The 22,772-nt window shown below is 65.7% G+C and carries 24 protein-coding genes and 1 tRNA gene; 12 read left to right on the top strand and 13 right to left on the bottom strand.

Features of this window, described 5'->3' with window-relative positions; translation table 11 throughout:
• Positions 1 to 150: 150 nt before the first annotated feature.
• Both efp and earP read right to left on the bottom strand, forming a co-directional pair.
• Positions 151 to 720, bottom strand: coding sequence for an elongation factor P (efp, locus tag NJF35_RS16945; protein WP_225787109.1), 570 nt, complete (start codon positions 718 to 720; stop codon positions 151 to 153).
• 48 nt (positions 721 to 768) lie between these two features.
• On the bottom strand, positions 769 to 1,902 hold the full coding sequence (earP, locus tag NJF35_RS16940; protein ID WP_253091304.1) for an elongation factor P maturation arginine rhamnosyltransferase EarP: 1,134 nt from the start codon (positions 1,900 to 1,902) through the stop codon (positions 769 to 771).
• Between the two features lie 131 nt (positions 1,903 to 2,033).
• On the opposite strand from earP, the gene NJF35_RS16935 reads away from it, so the two are divergent.
• From NJF35_RS16935 to NJF35_RS16915, 5 genes are all read left to right on the top strand, one after another.
• On the top strand, positions 2,034 to 2,411 hold the full coding sequence (locus NJF35_RS16935; RefSeq protein ID WP_225787111.1) for a hypothetical protein: 378 nt from the start codon (positions 2,034 to 2,036) through the stop codon (positions 2,409 to 2,411).
• 2 nt (positions 2,412 to 2,413) lie between these two features.
• Positions 2,414 to 2,896, top strand: coding sequence for a GreA/GreB family elongation factor (locus NJF35_RS16930; RefSeq protein ID WP_225787112.1), 483 nt, complete (start codon positions 2,414 to 2,416; stop codon positions 2,894 to 2,896).
• A 116-nt stretch (positions 2,897 to 3,012) separates the two neighbouring features.
• Positions 3,013 to 4,200 carry an MFS transporter gene (locus NJF35_RS16925; protein WP_225787113.1) on the top strand — a complete coding sequence of 396 codons (1,188 nt, stop codon included), beginning with the start codon at positions 3,013 to 3,015 and terminating at the stop codon, positions 4,198 to 4,200.
• Positions 4,201 to 4,439: 239 nt separating this feature from the next.
• Entirely contained in the window at positions 4,440 to 4,817 is a 378-nt protein-coding gene (locus NJF35_RS16920; RefSeq protein WP_225787114.1) for a hypothetical protein, read from the top strand.
• Between the two features lie 164 nt (positions 4,818 to 4,981).
• Positions 4,982 to 7,120, top strand: coding sequence for a TonB-dependent siderophore receptor (locus NJF35_RS16915; protein WP_225787115.1), 2,139 nt, complete (start codon positions 4,982 to 4,984; stop codon positions 7,118 to 7,120).
• 114 nt (positions 7,121 to 7,234) lie between these two features.
• Here NJF35_RS16915 and NJF35_RS16910 read toward each other — a convergent pair.
• A tRNA-Ser gene (locus tag NJF35_RS16910) sits at positions 7,235 to 7,324 on the bottom strand.
• A 289-nt stretch (positions 7,325 to 7,613) separates the two neighbouring features.
• Here NJF35_RS16910 and NJF35_RS16905 point away from each other — a divergent pair.
• From NJF35_RS16905 to NJF35_RS16895, 3 genes are all read left to right on the top strand, one after another.
• Positions 7,614 to 8,303, top strand: coding sequence for a crotonase/enoyl-CoA hydratase family protein (locus tag NJF35_RS16905; protein ID WP_225787116.1), 690 nt, complete (start codon positions 7,614 to 7,616; stop codon positions 8,301 to 8,303).
• 157 nt (positions 8,304 to 8,460) lie between these two features.
• Complete coding sequence (locus NJF35_RS16900; RefSeq protein WP_225787117.1) at positions 8,461 to 9,201, top strand: lysophospholipid acyltransferase family protein; 741 nt, start codon at positions 8,461 to 8,463, stop codon at positions 9,199 to 9,201.
• A 97-nt stretch (positions 9,202 to 9,298) separates the two neighbouring features.
• Positions 9,299 to 10,270 (top strand): magnesium and cobalt transport protein CorA, encoded by a 972-nt coding sequence (locus NJF35_RS16895; RefSeq protein WP_225787118.1) that lies wholly within the window; start codon positions 9,299 to 9,301, stop codon positions 10,268 to 10,270.
• 72 nt (positions 10,271 to 10,342) lie between these two features.
• On the opposite strand, the gene NJF35_RS16890 is transcribed toward NJF35_RS16895, so the two are convergent.
• A complete protein-coding gene (locus tag NJF35_RS16890; protein ID WP_225787119.1) occupies positions 10,343 to 11,080 on the bottom strand; it encodes an amidotransferase in 738 nt (245 codons plus the stop codon).
• Positions 11,081 to 11,606: 526 nt separating this feature from the next.
• Here NJF35_RS16890 and NJF35_RS16885 point away from each other — a divergent pair.
• Entirely contained in the window at positions 11,607 to 12,407 is an 801-nt protein-coding gene (locus NJF35_RS16885; protein ID WP_253091303.1) for a cytochrome c, read from the top strand.
• A gap of 14 nt (positions 12,408 to 12,421) precedes the next feature.
• Here the strand turns inward: NJF35_RS16885 and NJF35_RS16880 are convergent, their stop codons facing one another.
• From NJF35_RS16880 to NJF35_RS16865, 4 genes are all read right to left on the bottom strand, one after another.
• The gene (locus tag NJF35_RS16880) at positions 12,422 to 12,754 is read right to left on the bottom strand and encodes a ribonuclease E inhibitor RraB (RefSeq protein WP_225787121.1); all 333 of its coding nucleotides are present in this window, start codon (positions 12,752 to 12,754) and stop codon (positions 12,422 to 12,424) included.
• Positions 12,755 to 12,936: 182 nt separating this feature from the next.
• Complete coding sequence (locus NJF35_RS16875) at positions 12,937 to 13,173, bottom strand: hypothetical protein (RefSeq protein ID WP_225787122.1); 237 nt, start codon at positions 13,171 to 13,173, stop codon at positions 12,937 to 12,939.
• 128 nt (positions 13,174 to 13,301) lie between these two features.
• Positions 13,302 to 15,383 (bottom strand): LTA synthase family protein, encoded by a 2,082-nt coding sequence (locus NJF35_RS16870; protein ID WP_225787123.1) that lies wholly within the window; start codon positions 15,381 to 15,383, stop codon positions 13,302 to 13,304.
• Positions 15,384 to 15,527: 144 nt separating this feature from the next.
• Complete coding sequence (locus tag NJF35_RS16865; protein ID WP_225787124.1) at positions 15,528 to 15,719, bottom strand: PLDc N-terminal domain-containing protein; 192 nt, start codon at positions 15,717 to 15,719, stop codon at positions 15,528 to 15,530.
• 125 nt (positions 15,720 to 15,844) lie between these two features.
• Here NJF35_RS16865 and NJF35_RS16860 point away from each other — a divergent pair, with 125 nt between their 5' ends.
• Complete coding sequence (locus NJF35_RS16860; protein WP_253081487.1) at positions 15,845 to 16,792, top strand: ZIP family metal transporter; 948 nt, start codon at positions 15,845 to 15,847, stop codon at positions 16,790 to 16,792.
• A gap of 30 nt (positions 16,793 to 16,822) precedes the next feature.
• Here NJF35_RS16860 and NJF35_RS16855 read toward each other — a convergent pair whose 3' ends face one another.
• A complete protein-coding gene (locus NJF35_RS16855; protein WP_225787126.1) occupies positions 16,823 to 17,353 on the bottom strand; it encodes a hypothetical protein in 531 nt (176 codons plus the stop codon).
• Positions 17,354 to 17,414: 61 nt separating this feature from the next.
• Positions 17,415 to 17,936: an ankyrin repeat domain-containing protein gene (locus tag NJF35_RS16850; protein WP_225787127.1), complete on the bottom strand. Its 522-nt coding sequence runs from the start codon at positions 17,934 to 17,936 to the stop codon at positions 17,415 to 17,417.
• Positions 17,937 to 18,205: 269 nt separating this feature from the next.
• On the opposite strand from NJF35_RS16850, the gene NJF35_RS16845 reads away from it, so the two are divergent.
• Positions 18,206 to 18,478, top strand: coding sequence for a DUF3509 domain-containing protein (locus tag NJF35_RS16845; protein WP_225787128.1), 273 nt, complete (start codon positions 18,206 to 18,208; stop codon positions 18,476 to 18,478).
• Between the two features lie 139 nt (positions 18,479 to 18,617).
• Here NJF35_RS16845 and NJF35_RS16840 read toward each other — a convergent pair whose 3' ends face one another.
• From NJF35_RS16840 to aroC, 3 genes are all read right to left on the bottom strand, one after another.
• Positions 18,618 to 19,154 carry a cupin domain-containing protein gene (locus NJF35_RS16840; protein WP_225787129.1) on the bottom strand — a complete coding sequence of 179 codons (537 nt, stop codon included), beginning with the start codon at positions 19,152 to 19,154 and terminating at the stop codon, positions 18,618 to 18,620.
• On the bottom strand, positions 19,154 to 20,308 hold the full coding sequence (locus NJF35_RS16835) for an MFS transporter (protein ID WP_253081485.1): 1,155 nt from the start codon (positions 20,306 to 20,308) through the stop codon (positions 19,154 to 19,156). The genes NJF35_RS16840 and NJF35_RS16835 overlap by 1 nt, the downstream gene beginning before the upstream one ends.
• Before the next feature lie 149 nt (positions 20,309 to 20,457).
• On the bottom strand, positions 20,458 to 21,549 hold the full coding sequence (gene aroC, locus NJF35_RS16830; protein WP_225787131.1) for a chorismate synthase: 1,092 nt from the start codon (positions 21,547 to 21,549) through the stop codon (positions 20,458 to 20,460).
• Between the two features lie 156 nt (positions 21,550 to 21,705).
• On the opposite strand from aroC, the gene NJF35_RS16825 reads away from it, so the two are divergent.
• Positions 21,706 to 22,668: an alpha/beta hydrolase gene (locus tag NJF35_RS16825; protein WP_225787132.1), complete on the top strand. Its 963-nt coding sequence runs from the start codon at positions 21,706 to 21,708 to the stop codon at positions 22,666 to 22,668.
• The last annotated feature ends 104 nt before the right edge of the window (positions 22,669 to 22,772 follow it).

The following is a 22,772-nucleotide window of genomic DNA, read 5'->3' as shown; positions in this document are numbered from 1 at the left end:
CCGCGGCGACCACATATGATGCGGTTTGCACGGACAATGTGGGAGCCGGCTTGCCGGCGATGGGGCGCGAAGCGGCCCCAAATGACAACTGAAAGTCTTAACTGACCGGCACTGGGCCGAGGCCGGGTTTTTCGTACACCGCAAGAAGCATTACTTCTTGGAACGGCCCTTGAAGCTGCCGTCGCGGGTGTCGATATCGATCCACTCGTCGATCTCGATGAAGTCGGCAACCTGCAGTTCGGTGCCGTTGGCCAGCTTGGCCGGCTTCATGACCTTGCCCGAGGTATCGCCACGCGCGGCGTTCTCGGTGTAGGTGACCTGGCGGCTGATGGTGGTCGGCAGTTCGACCGATACGACTTTCTCTTCGTACATGGTCAGCGCGCAGACGTCCTGCATGCCTTCCTCGATGTACGGCAGAACGGCGTCGATGTCCTCGGCGTTCAGCTCGTACATGGTGTAGTCGGTGGTGTCCATGAAGGTGTAGGCATCACCGCTGATGAACGACAGGGTGACTTCCTTGCGGTCCAGGATCACGTCGTCCAGCTTGTCGTCGGCGAAGTAGACGGTTTCGGTCTTGTAGCCGGTCAGCAGGTTCTTCAGCTTGGTCTTCATGATCGCGCTGTTGCGACCCGACTTGGTGAATTCGGCTTTCTGGACCAGCCACGGGTCGTTGTCGATCCGCAGTACGGTACCGGGTTTCAGCTCTTTACCAGTTTTCATTACGAAATATCCGAATCTGGATGGATTTATAAAAATCGAGGCCGCATATCATAGCCAATTTCGGTAAAACTGTACCAGCGTCGTGGCAAGGTCCGGCCGAGCGGCCTGCGCGGCGCTCCATTGGCGGGCGTGGGCCTGCAGTTCCGGCCAGTGCCCCAGGGCCCGGCGCCAGGCCTCGCCCATGTCGCGGTCCATGTTCCAGGCACGCCACAGATCGACCAGCGCATCCCCCGCCGCCTGCGACAGGCCCTGGCGATAAAGCCCGAGGAAGGCTTCGAGCTTTTCCCAGTGGGCGTTCTCCTCCTGCACGTAGATGTGCCACAGCAGCGGCCGGCCCGCCCACTGGGCGCGGACGAAGGAGTCCTCGCCGCGCACGGCGTTGAAGTCGCAACACCAGAGCAGGCGGTCGTAGTCGTCCTGGCTGACGAACGGCAGGATCTGCACGGTCAGCGCCCCCTGGCGTCGCACATCGCCGACCGCCAGCCCCGGTTCGCCCAGCCAGGCGCGCACATCGGCGAGGCTGCGCCCCTCGGGCACCAGCAGGTGCGTGGCCTGCTCATCCTCGGCCAGGGCCTGGAGCCAGTTGCCCAGTTGCCCGTTCTCGTAGGCGAACAGCGACATCAGCCGCGCGCCTTCCTCCACCTGTACACCCAGGCCGCCGAGAAACGTCGCGCGCGCCGCCGGGTCCGCCTCGAAGGCCTGGCGCCGCGCCAGCAACCTGGCCTCGCGCAGCAGCCCACCGGTCTTGTCGGTAAAGCCGGGGAAGAAGAACAGCGTGCGCAGCCCATTGGCCTGGGGCGAAGCCAGGCCATGGCAACCCTCCACCCACTCCTCGGCGCTGAGGTATTCCAGGTTCAGCCACAGCGCAGGCACCGGACGCAAGCGCAGGGCCTCGATGTAGTCGGCCGGCAAGCGGCAACCGAAGGCGCCGATCACCACATCGGCGGTGCCGGCCGGCTGCCACTCGGCCGGCCAGCGACGTACCTCGACACCGGCCTGCCACTGCCGCTCGGCCGCAGCCTCGGCCTGCGGGCACAGGCGCACGAAGGCGTTCAGGTCATCCACCCACAGGCGCACCGCCAGCCCATGCTCGGCCACCAGTTGCCGAGCCAGGCGCCAGGTCACGCCGATGTCGCCGTAGTTGTCGACGACCGTGCAGAAGATGTCCCAGGTGGCTTTCATGCCCACGCCCCTCGCTACGCGGAAAAACCGCGGATTCTGCGGATAAATGCTCGCCGGCGAAAGGGCTGCTGAAAAATGCCTGCCCCGCCATGCGACAATGCACTCACGACCCGCCCTGCCAGGAGGCCGCCATGCCCCGCCGCGAACTGAAGATAACCCTAAAGCCCCTGCAGCTCATTCTCTGCGTGGCCTTCGGCCTGTGGCTCGGTGCCGTGGCCATTGCCCTGAGCCTGTGGCTGGCCTGGCAATTGTGGCCGCAGCAGGTGCAACCGCTGGCCCAGGCCATCGCGCCGGCCACGGCTGCCCCCGCGCAACCGGCCGATGCCCAGGCCGAGATGTTCGAGCGCTACAAGCAGATCCTGCACCGCCAGCAAATGCAGCAAGCCGCCGAAACCGCCCAGGGCAGCCCACGCAACCTGAACAACCCCAAGTGCCAGTTCTGGCTGCAGCAGAACCGTACCGCGCCCACCGACAAGAGCCAGGCCAACGTGCTGGAGTTCTGCTACTGACCATGGACAAAACCACCCTGCTCGCCCGTATCGTCGAAACCCTCGAACACGACATGGACGTGCTGCGCCGCGCAGCCCAGGCCGCCTACGAGGCCGCCACCGCCGAAGAGAACATCGCCGAGAACAAGTACGACACCCTCAGCCTGGAGGCCTCGTACCTGGCCACCGGCCAGGCCCGGCGCACCGCCGAGATCCGCCAGGCGCTGCTGGCCTACCAGCAGTTGTTGCTGCGCGACTACGATCCGGCGCGTGGGATCCAGGTCAGCAACCTGGTCACCCTGGAGGACGAGGCTGGCCACCCGCGCCGGCTGTTTCTCGGGCCCGAGGGGGCCGGGCTGAAGATTGGCGAGGGCGAGGAGCAAGTGACCGTCATCACCCCGCGCTCGCCCTTGGGGCAGCAATTGCTCGGCAAGCGGCAGGATGACGAAGTGAGCCTGGTGCTGGGTGGGCAGGCGCAGGTGCAAATCGTGGTGGAGGTTGTCTAGGCTGCGAAGCGGCCCCAAATGGCAACTGAAAACCTTAACTGAGGGCAAGCCCGCCGCCAGTTGCTATCATGCCGGCCACTTGCCTGCCTGTTGAACCATCCGCCCCGAGAGCTGCCATGAACGCCCCCGCCCTGAGCCGCGCCCTGATCCTGCTGATGGCCACCGCCACTGGCCTGGCCGTGGCCAGCAACTATTACGCCCAACCGCTGCTGCACAGCATCGCCGAACAGTTCGGCCTGGATACCGCCACCGCCGGTACCATCGTCATCGCCGCCCAGCTCAGCTATGGTGCCGGCCTGCTCCTGCTGGCCCCGCTGGGCGACATGTTCGAGCAGCGCCGCCTGATCGTCGTCATGGTCGCCATCTCCACCCTGGGCCTGGTGATCAGCGCCTGTGCACCGAGCCTGCCCTGGCTGCTGCTCGGCACCGCCTTGACCGGACTGTTCTCGGTGGTGGCACAGATCCTGGTGCCGCTGGCCGCGGCGCTCAGTTCGCCGGAACAACGCGGCCGGGCCGTGGGCACGCTGATGAGCGGCCTGCTGCTGGGCATCCTGCTGGCCCGCACCGCCGCTGGCTTCATGGCCGAACTGGGTGGCTGGCGCAGCATCTACGTGCTGGCCGCGCTGCTGATGGCCGTGTCCGCCATCGCCCTGTACCGCAGCCTACCGCAGCACCACAGCGATGCTGGGTTGAAGTACCCCGCGCTGATCGGCTCGGTGTTCCGCCTCTTCATCGAAGAGCCGGTGCTGCGCCTGCGTTCGCTGCTGGGCCTGCTGGCGTTCAGCCTGTTCGCCCTGTTCTGGACGCCACTGGCGTTTCTCCTGGCCCGCGAACCCTACCATTACTCCGACGCGGTGATCGGCCTGTTCGGCCTGGCCGGCGCGGCGGGTGCGCTGTCGGCCAACTGGGCCGGGCGCCTGGCCGACCGCGGTCGCGGGGAGTTGGGCACCACCGTCGGCCTGGTCGCCCTGCTGCTGTCGTGGATACCGTTGGGCTTCGCCCAGACGTCGCTGGTCGCGCTGCTGCTGGGCGTGCTGCTGCTCGACCTGGCGGTGCAACTGGTGCACGTCAGCAACCAGAACGCGGTGATCGTCCTACGGCCGGAAGCGCGCACGCGGCTCAATGCCGGGTACATCACCTGCTACTTCATTGGCGGTGCACTCGGCTCGCTGCTGGGGACCCAGCTGTTCCAGCGCCATGGCTGGACGGGGATCGTCGTGGCCGGCGCGGCGATCGGGACGCTGGCCCTGGTGGTCTGGGGGCTGGCTGAGCGCAAGCGCAAGGTGGCTGTCCAAGCCGCGTGAGCGCTGGGGCTGCCCTGCAGCCCATCGCCGGCAAGCCGGCTTCCACAGGTCTTGCGCCGGTCTCAAGAGCAGCGCGCACCCTGTGGGAGCGGGCTTGCCCACGAATAGGCCCTCACTGACACCCTGCCCAAGCATGCGGCAACCTGCCATCCACCCTCCGTCGCCTGCTCGTTGACTTGGCCGCTGCCGTAGCGCTCATTAACTGCTAGCCACAGCCCTTTCCCTGACAGGACGACACAATGACAAGGCTCACGGTGCAATCCGGCGATTTCTTGCAAGGTGAAGGCGAGTATCGCAATGGAGCGCTCACCCTCAAGACCCCGCGCAGCCCCTCGCCCGGCGAGCGGATCTCGCTGGCGCGCATCAAGGTTCTCAAGCTGGCCAGCCTGGAATCCAGCCGCAGCCTGGGCAGCACGCTCGGCTGGGGCGTGGCCGGTGCCTTGGTGGCGGGCCCGGTCGGCCTGCTCGCCGGCCTCTGGCTGGGAGGCAAGGAAGAAGAAGCCACCTTCGTCGCCACCTTCAAGGATGGCCGCAAGCTGATGGCCATCACCGATGGCAAGACCTGGTCGAAGATCGACGACACCTGGCGCAGGCACCAGCGGCCACCGGCTCGCTGAATCCGCCGCCATCCCATCCGTCCACTAGCCGGGCGCCTGCGAAATGCAGGCACCCGGCGCACCCGTGCCTGCTAACATGGCGCCCTTTTGCCTGACCGGCACAAAGACCGGCCGGCCCCACTGCCCGACACACCCGCACCGCCCGCCTTTCAAGGAGCCCTTGCATGACCTCGCCTCGCCCCCGCCTGCCCCTGAGCCTGCTCGGCCTGGGCCTTGCCCTGCACAGCGGCCAGGGCTTTGCCGACGACAGCGTCACCCTGGCGCCCTTGCGCGTATCGGAGCGCTATGGCGACGACGGCTACCAGGTGCGCGAGGCCCAGGCAGGCGGCTGGCAGGCCGCGCCCCTGCTCGATACCCCGGCCTCGGTCAGCGTGTTCGGCCAGCCGCTGCTGCAGGACCGCCAGGTGCGCCTGCTCAGCGAGGTGCTGCAAAGCGACGCCTCGGTGGGCGAGAGCTACGCGCCCATCGGCTACTACGAGAACTTCAACGTGCGCGGCTTCGAGCTCAACGCCGCCAGCAGCTACCGGATCAACGGCCAGACCATCGCCGGCGAGCAGAACGTGGCCCTGGAGAACAAGCAACAGGTAGAACTGCTCAAGGGGCTGTCAGGGTTGCAGAGCGGCGTGTCGGCGCCGGGCGGGCTGGTCAACTACGTGACCAAGCGTCCGGAGGATGTGCACAGCATCAGCGTCTCGAGCAACGAACAGGGCGAACGCTACCTGGCCACCGACCTGGGCGGCTGGTTCGGCAGCGAACGGCAGTTCGGCCTGCGCGCCAACCTGGCCCACGAAGACATCCGCTCCTATGTCGACCATGCCGACGGCAAGCGCGATTTCGCCTCCCTGGCCTTCGACTGGCAGATCACCCCCAACGCCACCCTGCAACTGGATGCCGAATACCAGCACCGTGAACAACGTTCGGTGCCGGGCTACCAGTTGCTCGGCGGTACCGAGGTGCCCCATGGCATCGACCCCGACGACCGCCTGGCCTACCAGCATTGGGCCAAGCCGGTGCAAACCGATTCGCTGAACCTGGGCGGGCGTTTCGAGTACCGCTTCAGCGATGCCTGGAGCGCTACCCTGAGCGCCTCGCGCAGCAAGGTGGTGATCGACGACTACAGTTCGTTCGCGTGGGGTAGCCAAGCAGGCTGGGCGCCCCATTTCAGCCCTGAAGGCGACTACGACATCTATGACTTTCGCAGCCCGGACGACACCCGGCGCGTCGACGAGGCCCAGGCCATGCTCGCCGGGCACTTCGAGGCCCTGGGCCTGGGCCATGAGTTGACCCTGGGCACCAGCGCCCAACGCCGCACCCTCGACCAGCGGCCGTACTACAACGAGTGGATTGGCACCGGCAACATCCATACCGGCGCCCCGGCGCTGCCGCCGTCCGACAGGCCCGTCGGTTCGAGCGAGCGCCGCCTGGACAGCCGCCAGTACGGCCTGTTCGTCAGCGACCGCATCACCTTCGACGAACACTGGCAGGCCGTCCTCGGTGCCCGCGAAGTCCGCCTGGACGAGAAGACCTGGGACGAGAACGGTGTCGCGGGTCGCCATACCCAGAAGTACCAACTGCTGCCCAACGCCGCACTGATCTACAAGCCGCGCCCGGATACCACGCTGTACGCCAGCTACTCCAAGGGCCTGTCCGCGGGCGGCACCGCCCCCTGGTACGCCACCAACCAGGCCCAGATCCTCGCCCCCACCCTGTCGCGCCAACTGGAGGTGGGCATCAAGCGCGACTGGCAAGGCATGAGCTTCAGCGCCGCGCTGTTCCAGATCCGCCAGGCCTACCAGTACGCACGCCCCGAGGCTGACGGTGCCTTCACCTACGTGCAGCAAGGCCAGCAGAAGAACACCGGCCTGGAGCTGGGCGCCAGCGGCTGGCTGACCTCGCGCCTGCAGCTCCAGGCCAGCGCCGCGGCGATCCGCGCCCGGGTGCAGAACAGCGGCACCGACGCCTACGAAGGCCACCAGGCGATCAACGTGCCCCGGCTGCGCGCCGCGTTGCAGGCCGACTACAGCCTGCCGGTCGCAGGCCTGGCGCTGCTCGGCGGCGCCCGCTACAGCGCCAGCAAGTACGCCAGCCAGGCGGGCAATGTCGAGGTCGGCGGTTATACCGTGTTCGATATCGGCAGCCGCTACCGCACGCGCATCGGCGGGTATGACACGGTGCTGCGGCTGACGGTGGACAACGTCTTCGACAAACGCTACTGGCGCGATGTGGGGGATTACCTGGGGGACAACTACCTGTTCCAGGGGGCGCCGCGTACGGCGCGGTTGTCGGCGTCGGTGAGTTTCTGAGGGCCCCCGGGGCCGCTTTGCGGCCCCAGGATCACAAGGCCCCGCTTGGCCCTGAACCATGCCAGAAAACAAAAAGCCCCCGGGCTTTTCAGCGCGGGGGCTTCTTGCGGAATGTGGCGGTGAAGAAGGGATTTGAACCCTTGATACGGTTTCCCGTATACACACTTTCCAGGCGTGCTCCTTCGACCACTCGGACACTTCACCGGATCTCTTCAAGCTGTTCAGCCTGTCGAGGCGCGCTAATTTAGTAGAAGCCATTCCCTTTGGCAAGCATTTTTTTCAGAATTTTCATGCGCTTAAGCCCTTCGCCCAAAAAACCCTGGGCGCCAGGGCGATGCTGCCAATCTGCCCCGCGCTTTTGCAGCCAGCCAAGGCCCCTGCCCCGATGCCGCACGGCATGCCCGCAACTGCTGACTGACCAGTCAGCCTTGCCGCTTTACCTGGCCCGCGCCGCTGGGTAACGTCGTCGCCACGCCACCCAAAGGACTCTGTCATGAGCGAGCTGATTACCTACCACGCCGAAGACGGCATCGCCACCCTGACCCTGAACAACGGCAAGGTCAACGCCATCTCGCCGGATGTCATCACGGCCTTCAACGCCGCCCTGGACCGCGCCGAACAAGAGCGCGCGGTGGTGATCATCACCGGCCAGCCGGGCATTCTCTCCGGCGGCTACGACCTCAAGGTGATGACATCCGGCCCCAAGGAAGCGATCAACCTGGTCACCGCCGGCTCCACCCTGGCCCGCCGCCTGCTCGCCCACCCGTTCCCGGTGATCGTCGCCTGCCCCGGCAATGCCGTGGCCAAGGGCGCCTTCCTGCTGCTCTCGGTCGACTACCGCATCGGGGTCGAGGGGCCGTACAAGATCTGCCTGAACGAAGTGCAGATCGGCATGACCATGCACCATGCCGGCATCGAGCTGGCCCGCGACCGCCTGCGTCGCTCGGCCTTCCATCGTTCGGTGATCAATGCCGAGGTGTTCGATCCCCTGGCTGCGGTGGATGCCGGCTTTCTCGATAAAGTGGTACCGGCCGAGCAACTGCAGGAGGTCGCCCTGGCGACGGCTCGCGAGTTGAAGAAGCTGAACATGCTGGCCCACAAGAACACCAAGCTGAAGGTGCGCAAAGGGCTGCTCGATACGCTGGACGCGGCCATCGTGCGGGACCAGCAGCATCTCGGCTGACCTTACCGACCCATTCGCCGACAAGCCGGTTCCCAAGGTCCGAATCGATCATCGGAGCAGGCTTGCCCGCGAGCAGGCCTGCACTGCCCACCCAGGGTTTGCCCCGGACAGTGTACAGCCGTACACTGCGCCGCGACTGTCTGGTGTGAGTCGTATCATGCTCTATATGCTCCGCATGCTCCTTCTGGCGCTGCATTTCTTGCTCGTTGGCGTGGTGGGCCTGGTCATCGGCCTGTGCCGCCCGTTCAACCCCGATAACAGCCGCCTGTTCGCCCGCCTCTACAGCGTGCCCGCCGCCTGGCTGATGCGCATCCAGGTCAAGGCCGAGGTCGGCCCGCTGTGGGACCAGCCGCCGGGCTGCGTCATCGTCGCCAACCACCAGTCCAATTTCGACCTGTTCATCCTCGGCCAGGTGGTGCCCCGGCGCACCGTGGCCATCGGCAAGAAGAGCCTGGGCTGGATCCCGCTGTTCGGCCAGCTGTTCTGGCTCGGCGGCAACGTCCTGGTAGACCGCAAGAACGCCTACCAGGCGCGCAAGGCCTTGCAGGTCACTACGCGGATCCTGGGCGATGGCACCTCGATCTGGATCTTCCCCGAAGGCACACGCAACCCTGGCGAACAACTGCTGGCGTTCAAGAAAGGCGCGTTCCACATGGCCGTCGAGGCCGGTGTGCCGATCGTCCCGGTGTGCGTCAGCCGCTATTCGAAACGCCTGGGCCTCAACAGCTGGCGGCGCCGCACAGTGATCGTCCGCTCGCTGCCACCGATCGCTACCGCAGGCATGAGCCAGCAGGACCTGCCGGCCCTGATCGAACAGTGCCGCACGCAGATGCAGCAGTGCATCGACCGGATGGACAGCGAGCTCGAGCGGGTGGAGGGCGAGCTGGCTAACGGTTGAGTGGCTTGCCCCAATGCACCAGGCCAGCCGACGGTTGCTCTATGGCCCGGCACAGCCCAAGCTGTATCTGCGTGTTCAACCGAAAAAGCGAGCAACCATGGGCCGAGTCGTGGCAGCGGCGGTGTACAGCGCCGGCAGGAAGGTCACCAACATCAACATCGACGAAGGCAGCGAATGGGCGCGCAAGCCCGGCCACTTCGTCTGGATCGGCCTGGAGGAACCCAACGCCGAGGAGCTGGCCAACCTGCAGCGCCAGTTCAACCTGCACGAGCTGGCCATCGAGGACGCGCTGGAGAAACACAGCCGGCCAAAGCTCGAGACCTTCGGCGACGCCCTGTTCATCGTCACCTATTCGCCAGTGCGCCATGAAGGCAAGCTGGAGTTCATCGAGACCCACATCTTCGCCGGCAACGGCTACATCATCACCTGCCGCAACGGCCACTCCAAGTCCTACGCCCTGGTGCGCCAGCGCTGCGAAGCGCGCCCGCTGCTGCTCGAGCACGGCGAGGACTTCGTGCTCTATGCCCTGCTCGATTTCGTCACCGAGAACTACCAGCCGGTCAGCGAAGCCATCCACGGCGAGATCGAGGAACTGGAGCAGAGCGTGCTGGGCAACTCGCTCAGGGAAGAAGACATCCAGCGCCTGCACAGCCTGCGCCGCGACATCCTGCGCCTGCGCCGCTACGTAGCGCCGATGGTGGAGGTCAGCGAAGAGCTGCAGCGCCTGAGCTTCCCCTTCATCGACAAGAACATGCGCCCGTACTTCCGTGACGTGCAGATCCACGTCACCCGGCAGATGGAAGACCTCGCCAGCATCCGCGACATCGCCAGCCAGACCATCGAGATCGGCATGCTGCTGGAGTCGTCGCGCCAGAGCATCGTGCAACGCAAGTTCGCCGCCTGGGCGGCGATCCTGGCGTTCCCTACCGCCATTGCCGGGATCTACGGGATGAACTTCCAGAACATGCCGGAGCTGGGCTGGCACTATGGCTATTTCGGGATACTGGGGGTGATCGGGGTGGGTTGCACGGCGCTGTATGCCAGCTTCAAGCGTTCTGGCTGGTTGTAGATTTTCGCCGCGCCCTTCGCGGGCAAGCCCGCGAAGGACCGCAAAGCGGCCCCACTCGATGAAACGCCAAACCTAGGCCGCGTTCTCCTTGGCCTTCTTGCCCGAATGCCCGATGAAACGCAGCATCCACTTGCCCACCAGATCGCCCTGGTGGTCCTCGGCCAGGCTGGCGATCGCCCGCTGGTAAACCTCGTCGCCCAGAACCTCCTGGCGTGCATCGAGCAGCGCCCGGGAGTATTCGTGCACGAACTCCGGGTGGCCCTGGAAGCACAGCACCTGGTCGCGAATGTGGTACGCGGCATTGGGGCAGAAGTCGCTGGAGGCGATCACCGTGGCCCCCTCCGGGAGCTGGGTGACCTGGTCCTGGTGGCTGATCAACAGGGTCAGCTCCGACACCTCCGGGTCCATCCACGGCGCATGGGCGGCCAGGCTGTAGCGGTGGATGCCCAGGCCCCAGCCCTGCTCGGCCCGTTCGGCCTTGCCGCCGAGCACCAGCGCCAGCACCTGATGGCCGAAACACACACCCAGCAGCTTCTCGCCACGCTCGTACAGCTTGAGCAGGTAGGCCTTGAGGGTCTGGATCCAGGGGTCGCTCCCGAACGAGTCGGCCTTGCTGCCGGTCACCAGGTAGGCATCGAAGGTTTCGTCTTCGGGGGGATACTCGCCGTTCATCACGTTGTACACGCGAAACTCGGCGGCGATCGGCTGACGCGAGAACAGCTGCTCGAACATCCTTCCGTAGCCCTGGTACTGCGCGGTCAGCTCCGGTCGCAGGACATCGGTTTCAAGGATGCAGATGCGTAACGACATAAGGATAGTCCTGAACGACATGGGTGGGATTTGCTGTAGAGACTGACGCGAAAGGCACGTACAAGCAAGTAGGATGCGCTGACGAACGGTAGTGCCTGTCACCCTTGGTAACCCCCTTCGCGCACCCGTCTAGCCAGAGCATGCCAGCGAGCTGGCCATTGGCCTTAAAACCAATGGAAATCTACAGAAAAAAATCTAGAACAAAGGGTTCTGAAACATGGATGACGCGCGCCCTACTGTTGGTTGTATATCCAGACACAAGAGGCAAGCAGGAATGGCGTGCAGCCACGCCACTGCGATCGACCCGAAGCGAGACAAGGAAGCCAAGGGCTATTCAGGAATAACAACAAGAAGGCGGTCCGCCATGTTCAGACAACCCAAGATACGCCAAGCCGGGCTCATACTCTTCGCCACGACCTTGCTGCTGATCCTGCCGAACCTGACACGTCTGTTCGGATGAACGCAGCGGTGGCTCTTGCGGGCAACGCACAGGTAATCTGCCGACCCTGACGGTTGGAGATCACCCATGCGCCACTGCTTCGCCTTGCTGACCTTCCTGCTCTGCCTGCCGCTGTCGGCGGCCCAACTGCACCTGGACCTGGGCGACAGGCACGGCCAGTGGCAAAGCGCCGAGTTGCTCGCCCACCCGCAAGCCCGGGACATCAGCATCGCCCAGGACGTCTCCTACAAGCGCCCCATGCATTACCGCGCCGTGCCCCTGGCCGCGCTGCTCGACGGCGTGGGCGCCGGCGACCACCTGCAGGCGGTGGCACTGGACGGCTTCGCCGCGGAAATGCCCGCTGGCCCTTTGCTGCAGACCGGCCCGGCACGCGCCTGGCTGGCCATCGAAGACCCCGCCAGGCCGTGGCCGGCCCTGGGCCCTGGCAAGCCGAGCGCCGGGCCGTTCTACCTGGTGTGGACCGATCCGCAGGCGAGCGGTATCCGCCCGGAGCAATGGCCGTTCCAGATCACCACGATCCGTCGCCTGGCGTCGGTGCAGGAGCGCTTCCCTGCCCTGCTGCCCGATGCCGGCTTGCCGGCGGACGATCCGGTGCGCCGGGGGTTTGCCCTGTTCCAGCAGAACTGCCTGGCCTGCCATCGGCTCAACGGCGCAGGCGACGCTCAGTTCGGACCGGACCTGAACGTGCCATACAACCCGACCGAGTATTTCCAGCCGGGTTTCCTGCGTCGCTATATCCGTGATCCGCAGAGCCTGCGGCAGTGGCCGCAAGGGCGGATGCCGGGGTTCGCGCAGAGCGTGCTGAGCGATCAGGCACTGAACGACCTGATCGCCTATCTGGCGCACATGGCTACGCGTAAGCCGTGAGATCCCGGAGCCACTCAGGCAACCGGCCGCTCCTGCTTGACGCCCCACCCCTCGACCTCGCCGCCCAAGGGCGAGACGACCTGTTCGAAAGCCTCTTCGAAGGCCCCGATACCACGGTAGGTGGCATACATGATCTTGCTCAGTTCCAGGTGCCAGGCGCCGTCGTCGCGTTCGCGCACCTGGGCATTGAGGGATTCGCCGCGGAACTGCCCCGCCGCCCGGCGCGCACCGGCCTCGTCGGGAAACACCGCGTAGAACTCGATGGGATGGATGCGGGTGAAGTCGAAACCGCCAGCTTTCATCTGGCGAAGGACACTGCTGCTGATGTCGTCGTTCTGGCTGCTCATGAAACGTCCTCCTGCAACGCAATGGATAGACTTTCCGTGCACTACGCACCTGCCGACACACCCAAGGTGCCTGGCAGACCGAGCTGATGCGAGACGCGAGTGAAACCGACAAAGGCCCGCAGAAAAGACCTGTGCCTCGTTGCATCCTAGTGCCTGGCGCCGGACGGCGCCAGTGGCCACGTTCAGGGCCGTTCGCTGATGCGGGTGATGGACACGCCGCTCTGCTCCTTGAGCCAGCGCACCGTGGGGGATGGACTACGGTCCTGGAAGTCGTTCAGGTCCAGTTCATCGATGACCGGGAACAAGTGCGAACGAATCAGCCGTGCGGCCTCCTCGTCGCTGGGGCGTTGATCGGCGTTGTACAGCAGCGAGCCCTGCACACCGTCCTGGTCGACGAAGGTGACTTCCCACTCTTTCATTGATCAGCCCTCCCATCAAGGAATACCGGTTGACGCCTGTATGCTTGACCGTTGGCGAGGGCTTTCGTTCAGTCCTAGCCTGGGCTTTGTTGCGCGGCAGAGGGGCTGCCTTGCAGCCCCGCCTGGTTCTACTTCGGCGTGCCGTGGACCACGCCGGCCGTGTTGTCCAGCAGGCTCTTGGTGGCCGTCTGGATGTACGACTCGAGTTTCTTCAGCAACTCCGGCTGGTCGGGGCTCTGGATCAGTTCGGCCTTGAACTCGCGCCCCAGCTGGTAGCGATACAGCCGCGGGCTCATGTCCTTGGACTCGATGAGGATGCGATCGCCCTGCACCAGGCCGACGATCTGCTCGCTGCCCGAGGGTTTGATCATGCCCACGCCCGGGTCGCCCTGCGGCAGGTTGAGCAGGTCGCGGCCCCAGCACTGGTGGCGAGTCTGGCCACCGAGGCGGCCCATGATGGTCGGCACGATGTCGACCTGGGTCCCCACGGTATGGTCCACCGCGCCGAACTTCTCCTGGATGCCCGGGGCGATCAGCAGCAGCGGCACGTTGAAGCGGCCCAGGTCGAGCTCGGTGACCTGCTGGTGGTTGCCGAAGCCGTGATCGCCGACGATGACGAACAGGGTGTCCTTGAAATACGGCTGCTTGCGCGCCTGCTCGAAGAACTGGCCCAGGGCCCAGTCGGAATAGCGCATGGCGGTCAGGTGTTCGTCCAGGCGGCCCTGGCCTGTCACCTTCTCCACCGGCAGGTCCTCGGGCAAGGCATACGGGGTGTGGTTGGAGAGGGTCTGCAACAGGGCATAGAACGGCTTCTTGCCATAGTTGTGGGCCAGCTCCTCGGCGGCGCGGTCGAACATGTCCTGGTCGGACACCCCCCAGGTCGGGTCGGAGAACACCGGGTTGACGAAGTCGTTGCGGCCGATGAAGGTGGTCATGCCCTGATTGCCGAAGAACCCGGACTGGTTGTCCCAGGCGAAGTCGCCGTTGTAGACGTAGACGTCGTCGTAGTCGCGGGTGCTGAGCAGCGCGGGCAGGCCGGAGAGCTTATGGCCGCCCTCGGGGGTCTGCATCAGGTACTCGAAGCCCGGCAGGTTGGGGAAGCAGGCCATGGTGGCGAACATGCCCTGGTGGGTATGGGTACCGTTGGAGAAGAAGCGGTCGAACAGTAGCCCTTCCTTGGCCAGCTTGTCGAAGTACGGGGTGATGTTGCCGTTGCCGCCCAGGGCGCCCACCGAATGGCCGGCGAAGCTCTCCATGAGGATCACCACCACGTTCTTGACCGGCAGGGTACGGTCGGCCGGCGGCACGAAGTCACGGCGCACCGCCGCCTCGTCGCCGTCGACCAGGGTGTCGTTGGTGGTCAGCAGCAAATCGCGCACGCTCTGCCGGGCCACCTCGGGGTCGAGGGTAGCCTTCCAGACATTGGCGCGGTCTTCGCCGAAACGGCTCTTGGCGGCGTCGATCAGCGTCAGGGTACCGTTCAGGCCCAACTGGTTGACGAAGTTCGACTCGGTGGTGAAGGCGTCGCCCCACCGCATCGGCGGCCCCTGGCGCAGGGTGCCACGGGCAGCGACCACGGCCACCAGCAGAACGACCATGAACACCGCCAGGCGGTTGTACCAGGGGGTGATGCTGCGGCGCCCGGCAGCCTGGCCATGATCGCCGCCGGCGCCACGGGTTAGGCGGTCGATGCCCTTGAACAGCAGGCTCAGCAACCAGGTGCCGAACAGCCAGGCCAGCAGGTAGCGGACCACCGGGAAGCCGTACCAGAGCATGCTCAGGACGGTCTTGGGGTCTTCCTGGACGTACTGGAACACCAGGCCGTTGAGGCGCTGGTGGAACTCCCGGTAGAAGTCCAGCTCCATCAGGCCCAGGAACATCACGATGCTCGCGGTCAGCGTCAGCCACAGCCGGAAGAACCCGCGACGGGCCATGGCCCAGGGGCTGAGCACCGCCAGCAGCAGCGGAATGCTGAGGTACACCACCACGCGCAGGTCGAAGCGCAGGCCGTTGAAGAAGCCCTCGGCCACGGTCGCATGGGGCGTGTCGCCGATCATGTCGCTGTTGTAGACCAGCAGCGCCAGGCGGACCAGGCTGAGCATCAGCATGATCACCAGGGCGCTCAGCAAGGTGTAGGCCAGGTGCGATTTGAGGGTCGGCGCGAACGGGGCCGGCACGGCCCGTTGTTTCAAGGCATCCGTGTTAGCCATGAATGGGAAGATCCTAGGATTGCGGGTTTGCGAAAAAGGCGGTGTCGCCCTGCAGCTGGCATGGCAATAGGGCCAACGCAGCATTGCGTGCGGCGCGGATTTTCGATAATAGGGTGTGAAAATTTCGTGACGAGCGATGTTGGCTCAGAGGCGCACGTTGCCCCTGGGCCCGGCGATGGCCCAGATGATCAGCCCGATCACCGGCAACAACAGGATCAGCAGAATCCACAGCACCTTGATGCCCACCTCGGCACTGCTCTTGAGAACGTTGAGGATCGCCCAGATGTCCAACACCAGGATGATCAGGCCCACCAGGCCGTTGAATGTCGAACCCATGCCTTCACTCCCTTGGCAACCTGTGTTGCTGAGCATAGCCGGCTATCACGTCGATAGAGGGGAATCCTTGGCCAGCCGGGTGGGTCGCTGGGTAGACTGTTTCCATACATTGCCGTGAGGTCCGTATGCCCCCTGCCCAGACTGAAAGCACCGAAAGCACCGCCCCCGTCTCGCTGTTGAGCGCCTGGCGGCAACAGGCCCAGGACATGCCCTGGCTCAGTGCCGGGCTTGGCGTGAGCCTGCTGGCCATTCTCGTCCTGTTGCTGGCCAGCCTGTGGAACGCGGTGCACGGCGACCATGCCCAGTACCTGCACCTGGCGGTGCTCGGCGGGCTGTCCGGCTTCGGCGCCACCGCCCTGGGCGCGGTGCTGGCGGTGGTGCTGCGCGACGTCAGCGCGCGCAGCCAGGACGTGATGCTCGGCTTTGCCGCCGGCATGATGCTCGCCGCCAGCTCCTTCTCGCTGATCCTGCCCGGCCTGGATGCCGCCCGGGAGATCACCGGCAACGGACCGGCCGCGGCCTTCACCGTGGTGCTGGGCATGGGCCTGGGCGTCCTGCTGATGCTCGGCCTGGACCGCTTCACCCCGCACGAACATGAAAGCACTGGCCCCTGCGGCCCCGAGGCGGAACGGATCAGCCGGGTGTGGTTGTTCGTCCTGGCCATCACCCTGCACAACCTGCCCGAAGGCATGGCCATTGGCGTGAGCTTCGCCAATGGCGACATGCACATCGGCCTGCCGCTGACCAGCGCCATCGCCATCCAGGACATTCCCGAAGGCCTGGCCGTGGCCCTGGCCTTGCGCGCCACCGGGCTGTCGAGCCTGAAAGCGGCGCTGGTGGCCGTGGGCTCTGGCCTGATGGAGCCCCTGGGCGCGGTGATCGGGCTGGGGATATCCACCGGCTTCGCCCTCGCCTACCCGGTGAGCATGGGCCTGGCGGCGGGCGCGATGATCTTCGTGGTGTCCCACGAGGTGATTCCCGAAACCCACCGCAATGGCCACCAGACTGCGGCGACCCTCGGGTTGATGGGTGGGTTCGGGGTGATGATGTTCCTCGATACCGCGTTGGGTTGAGCCTTTGGGGGCTGCTTTGCAGCCCCCGACTCAGACGTGCACCGCGACCTTCAATGCCTCCAATGCCGGCTCCACCTTGATCCCCACCTCGGCACCGAGCGCCAGCACCCGCGCCAGGTCGTTCTGCCCCACCATCACCATCTGCAGTTCGTCATCGAGCAACTGGCTGAAATTGAGCAGCACATAACCGCCGGCCTCCTTGTTCAGCGCAGCCATCTGCACCTGGATGCGGTTGAGCGCCGTCAGCGGCTCGGTGCGCGCCAGTTGCTTGGGCTTGAGGTTGAACGGCACGCGCTTGTCGAACGAGTCGGTAATGCGCTGGAACAGTTCCTGGTAGCTGTCGGCCTGGAACAGCACGGTGTCTGGCAGGCTGCCGACCACCACCCATTCGCCCAGGGGGATGGGGAAGCTGTCGTCGTAGTTGATGTCCGGGTTGGCGGCAAGAAAACCGGCGGGATCGGCGTAGGCCTGGGCGGCCTCGTCGGCGATGCGCTCGATATCCTGCTCGCGCATGCAGCCGGCGCCGATGAGGCTGATGAGTTCGAGCAACTGGTTTTTCATGACGGGGGCCCTGCGCTGGCGAAAAAAGTCGCCAAGGATAGCCGCAAACGCCCCCGCAGGGTTAGCCGGCCAGCGCCTGCAGGCGCGCGGCGGTGTCGACCGCGCCCATGGTCTGGGCCGCAGCCAGGGCGGTGGCGCCACGGACATCCTGGCGCGCCGGGTCGGCGCCCTGGGCCAGCAGGTAGTCGAGGATCTCGCGGCGGTTGAACATGGCCGCCAGCATCAGTGCGGTACGCCCATCGGCTGCGGCCGCGTCCACCGGCACACCGTGCTCCAGCAGCAGGCGGATCATCGCCAGGTCGCCCTTGAACGCCGCGCCAGCGATGGGCAACTGGCCGTTGTCGTTGGCGATCAGCGGATCGGCGCCATGGGCCAGCAACACCCGCACCGCGTCATGGTGGCCGTGGTAGCTGGCCAGCATCAGCAAGGTATCGCCCTTGTGATTGCGCAGGTTGGCTGGCAGGCCGCTTTCCAGCAGGCGCCCGAGCATCTGGGCATCGCCCCGGCGGGCCCGTTCGAACACCTCCTCGGCGAAGGCGGCGGTTTCTTCGTCGGTCATGGCGGTGGGCTGTTGGTCGGACATCGGGGAACCTCCTGGCATCGTTGGGAGCCCAAGTCTTCGTCAGGCAATGGCGGCGGGTCAAAGGTTCAGATTCTATGGGGGCCAGAGACAGAGCCTATGACCTTGCAAAATGCACTGTGCAAAATGCACGACCATGCAGAATGCACGGCCCAGCGATCCGCACAAACGAGTAAGCTACTGATTCAAAAGGGTTTTATAAGGCCGTAAAGCCTGGCACGGTCGCTGCAGCACTCAACTCACGTCTGCAAACATAACAGTCAGGAGTTGATATGGACCTCATCCAGGAAAAATTCGCCTCGGTCTTCTGCGCCTACCAGGTCGAGACCCAGTCCCGCCCCGATGGCGGCATCCTGCTGAGCCTGCGCGCCGCCGATGGCAAGATCACCCGCCGCGTGCTGTCGTATGCCCAACTGCACAGCGCCGAGCAACTGTCCTGGGCGATCAGCGCCATTCGCCGCGACCTGGCCGAACAGGCCAGTGAGCTGCCGGTGATCTCGATGTTGCAGAGCCAGCAGCGGTTCGCCCTGCCGACGTATCGCTGATCCGAGGATGTTGGGGCTGCTTTGCAGCCCATCGCTGGCAAGCCAGCTCCCACAAGGGCCTGCAAATCACATGATGCGTGATCGACTCGGCCCCTGTGGGAGCTGGCTTGCCAGCGATGGGCTCAAGCGTCACCCCTTGCTAGAACTCATCGATCCCCGGAAACTGCCGGGCACTGTCATCCCCGGTGAAGCGCGGCGGCATCCCCTGCTCGCTGCCGAACACTCGCAAGGCCAGGCAGAACGGCGCATCGCCCAGGTCGAACCAACGCCGCACCCCAGCCGGCACCACCAGCACATCCCCTTTCTCGCACAGCACGGCAAAGACGTAATCGTTCACGCGCAGGCTGACCTGCCCACGGCCAGTGACCACCGCGAATACCTCATCGGCGTCATGCACGTGCTCGTCGCGCAAGTCGATCTGCCCCGGGTCCACGCCGTCGCGGTTCAGCAACGTGAAGGCCGCGCCCCCATGCTCGCTCATCAGTTGATCGAGCAGCCCGCTGCAGGCAGCCATCACCTCGTCCTGGCCGCTGCCCGGCCGAACCCGCAGCTCATGCGGGCGGTGCACGAACCGCAAGCCCTGCTCGGCCAGGGTCGCGGTGATATCGTCGTGGTGGGTCAGCACCTTGTTCGGCAGCTCCGGGCTGGACGGGTGGAAAACGCTGAGAATGCTCATCAGGGGCTGTTCCTGGTCTGGTTCGAACGGATGGCAATGATAACGGCTGCCGCCAGCGCCGCGACGCTGGCCATACCAAAGGTGAAGGACGGGCCCAGCAGTTTCCAGCTGTAGCCCGAATACAAGGCGCCCAATGCACCGCCGGTGCCGGACAACGCCGCATACAACGCCTGGCCCTGGCCTTGCTGGCGGGCGCCGAAGCTGGCCTGGACGAAGGCGATCGCCGCGGCATGGAAGCAGCCGAAGGTGGCCGCGTGCAATACTTGGGCGAACACCAGCACTGCGGGCAGGTCGGCCAGGTTGCCCAGCAGCAGCCAGCGCAGCGCCGCCAGGAGAAAGCTGGCCAGCAGCACCTGGCGCACGGAAAAGCGCGTAAAGATCCGGCTCATGGCCATGAACACCAGCACTTCGGCCACCACCCCCAGCGCCCACAGCAGGCCGATGGCGCCACGGCTGTAGCCCAGGTGCTCCAGGTGCAGGGTGAGGAAGGTGTAGTACGGCCCGTGGCTCAGTTGCATCAACGCCACGCATACATAGAAGGCCGCCACGCCCGGCGCCGCCAGCTGGCGCAGGAAGCCGCCCGTCGCACGGCGTTCGGCATGCTCCACCGGCTGGGCGTTGGGCACCCAGCAGCTGGCGGCGACGATCCCTGCCATGATGACCACCAGGGCCACCGGGTAGATGTCCAGGCTCAGCCATTCGAACAACCGACCCAGGACGACCACGGTGAGGATGAAGCCGATCGAGCCCCACAGGCGGACCTGGCTGTAGCGCGCGGTCTGCCCATGCAGGTGGGCCAGGGTGATCACCTCGAACTGCGGCAGCACCGCGTGCCAGAAGAACGCGTGCAAGGCCATGACCAACGCCAGCCAGGCGTAGCTCTTGTCCAGGAAGATCAGCGAGAAGGTCGCCAGGGTCGTCAAGGCGCCCAGGCGCACGATGAGCAAGCGCTGGCCACTGCGATCGCCCAGCCAGCCCCACAGGTTGGGCGCAATGCAGCGCATCAGCATGGGGATGGCTACCAACTCGCCGATGCGGGCCGGGGAAAAGCCCAGGTGGTCGAAGTACAACGCCAGGAACGGCGCGGTGGAACCGAGCAGGGCGAAGTAGAACAGGTAGAAGCTGGACAGGCGCCAATAAGGGATGGGGGTCATGGGGCGGGCCGGCGGTCAGGAATGTTGTCGCCTACCGACCCATTCGCGGGCAAGCCCGCGCCTACAGGGGTTGCGCTGCTCTGCACGTCAGCGTTGAACCTGTGGGAGCGGGCTTGTCCGCGAAAAGGCCAGCACAATCACAGACGCAATCAGAGCTGCCCGAGCACCGGCGTCCCCACCTGCACACCGGCATTCTGCGCGCGATGGCGCAGCAGGTGGTCCATCAGCACGATGGCCATCATCGCCTCGGCGATCGGCGTGGCGCGGATGCCCACGCAGGGGTCGTGACGGCCCTTGGTGACCACCTCGACCGGGTTGCCATCGATGTCGATCGAGCGGCCCGGGGTGGTGATGCTGGAGGTCGGCTTGAGCGCCAGGTGGGCGACGATCGGCTGCCCGGAGGAAATCCCGCCGAGGATGCCGCCGGCGTTGTTGCTGAGGAAACCGTCCGGGGTCAGTTCGTCGCGATGCTCGGTGCCGCGCTGGGCGACGCTGGCGAAGCCGGCGCCGATCTCCACGCCCTTGACCGCGTTGATGCTCATCAGCGCATGGGCAAGCTCGGCATCGAGGCGGTCGAAGATCGGCTCGCCCAGGCCCGGCATCACGCCTTCGGCGACCACGGTGATCTTCGCGCCGACCGAATCCTGGTCACGGCGCAGCTGGTCCATGTAGGCCTCCAGCTCCGGCACCTTGTCTGGGTCGGGGCTGAAGAAGGCGTTGTGCTCCACCGCGTCCCAGGTCTTGAACGGGATCTCGATCGGGCCCAGCTGGCTCATGTAGCCACGCACGCGGATGCCCTGGGTGGCCAGGTACTTCTTGGCGATGGCGCCGGCGGCCACGCGCATGGCGGTCTCGCGCGCAGAACTGCGGCCACCGCCACGGTAGTCGCGGATGCCATACTTGTGGTGGTAGGTGTAGTCGGCGTGGGCGGGGCGGAACAGGTCCTTGATCGCCGAATAGTCCTTGGACTTCTGGTCGGTGTTGCGGATCAGCAGGCCGATCGAGCAGCCGGTGGTGCGCCCTTCGAAGACCCCGGAAAGGATCTCCACTTCGTCAGGCTCCTGGCGCTGGGTGGTGTGCCGGCTGGTGCCGGGCTTGCGCCGGTCGAGGTCGTGCTGCAGGTCGGCCAGGGAGATCTCCAGGCCCGGTGGGCACCCATCGACAATGGCGACCAACGCCGGGCCATGGCTTTCGCCAGCGGTGGTGACAGTGAACAGCTTGCCGTAGGTATTGCCGGACATGGACGCTCCGCGAATCTGCCTGAATGGGAAGGAGGCCGCCAGTATACGGAAAGCCGGGGGTTTGCGAAAAAATTCGAAATATCTGGCCGCCACTGGCCCGCGCGAACCTTCCCACCACCACCCGGTCCAACCAGCATCCCTCCAGGTAGTAGCTCCATGATATTGCGCCTTGCCGCCCTCCTCCTGCTGTGCTGTACCACCCTCGCCCAGGCTGCTTCCCCCACCGTCCTGCATCGCCCCATCGACCTCGACACCGGCCAGGGCGTGCTGCATGGCAGCCTGTTGCTGCCCCAGCAAGACAGCCCGCCACCGGTGGTGCTGATCATCGCCGGCTCCGGCCCTACCGACCGCGACGGCAACAACCCGGCGAGCGGGCGCCTGGACAACCTCAAGCGCCTGGCCCAACTGCTGGCGAGCGAGCATATCGCCAGCGTGCGCTTCGACAAGCGTGGCGTGGCCGCCAGCCAGCCGGCCACGCCCGACGAGCGCGACCTCAGCGTCGAGCGCTATGTCGCCGACACGGTGGCCTGGGGTCGCAAACTCAGGGCCGACCCGCGCTTCGGCCCGCTGATCCTGCTCGGCCACAGCGAAGGTGCGCTGATCGCCAGCCTGGCCGCGGAACAGGCCGGCGCCAGCGCGGTGATCACCGTGGCCGGCAGCGGCCGGCCGGTGGCCGAAGTGCTGCGCGAACAGCTGGCCCAACGCCTGCCGCCGGCGCAACTGGCGCGCGGCAACGCGCTGATCGATCGCCTGCAGGCCGGGCAGACCAGCCTCGACGTACCGCCCTCGCTGCGCGAGGTGTTCCGCCCAACGGTGCAGCCGTACCTGATCTCCCTGCTGCGCCAGGACCCGGCGGCGGCCTTCGCCCGTCTCAAGGTGCCGGCGCTGATCGTCCAGGGCCGCAACGACGTGCAGGTGGACGTCGCCGACGCCGAGCGCCTCAAGGCGGCCAAGCCCGATGCGCAACTGGCGCTGATCGATGGCATGAACCATATGCTGCGCATCAGCCCAAGGGGCATGCGCCAGCAACGCGACAGCTACAACAACCCCGGCCTGCCGCTGGCCCACGAACTGGGTGAGCGGATCGTCGCGTTCATCCGCCAGTTGCCGCCGGCCTAGATTGCGCTCAGGAAGTCCTCGTCGCTGCCGATAACGCGGTATCGAGGCGGTACCGGTGCTCTTGGGGCTGCTGCGCAGCAGCCCTATGCCCCCATTCCGCCCGC

This window comes from Pseudomonas guariconensis (assembly GCF_024127895.1).
GTDB classification, from domain to species: Bacteria; Pseudomonadota; Gammaproteobacteria; order Pseudomonadales; family Pseudomonadaceae; genus Aquipseudomonas; species Aquipseudomonas guariconensis_B.
The sequence above is the reverse complement of the archived record's forward strand: the minus strand, read 5'-3'. Positions and strand labels throughout refer to the sequence as shown.